Source organism: Bacillus sp. Au-Bac7 (assembly GCF_021341655.1).
Taxonomy (GTDB): Bacteria; Bacillota; Bacilli; order Bacillales; family Cytobacillaceae; genus Niallia.
This window is the reverse complement of sequence record NZ_JAJTTG010000065.1, coordinates 1-291: the sequence shown is the minus strand read 5'-3', so window position 1 is coordinate 291 and position 291 is coordinate 1. Positions and strand designations below refer to the sequence as shown.

2 tRNA genes are annotated in these 291 nt (G+C 45.0%); both read left to right on the top strand.

Going from position 1 to position 291, the window contains the following annotated elements:
- Positions 1–47 precede the first annotated feature (47 nt).
- Positions 48–124, top strand: a tRNA-Ile gene (locus LXM54_RS27790).
- A 22-nt stretch (positions 125–146) separates the two neighbouring features.
- Positions 147–222, top strand: a tRNA-Ala gene (locus LXM54_RS27785).
- Positions 223–291: the final 69 nt, after the last annotated feature.

The following is a 291-nucleotide window of genomic DNA, read 5'->3' as shown; positions in this document are numbered from 1 at the left end:
TTGATGATTTTGTTGTTCAGTTTTGAGAGAGCAATGCTTTCTTATATGGGCCTATAGCTCAGCTGGTTAGAGCGCACGCCTGATAAGCGTGAGGTCGATGGTTCGAGTCCATTTAGGCCCACCATATAACATAAAGTAAAGATAAAGGGGCCTTAGCTCAGCTGGGAGAGCGCCTGCCTTGCACGCAGGAGGTCAGCGGTTCGATCCCGCTAGGCTCCACCAATTTTTTTTGTTCTTTGAAAACTAAATCATATAGAAGAAAAACCAAGATAAAACCGAGTAATCGCCATC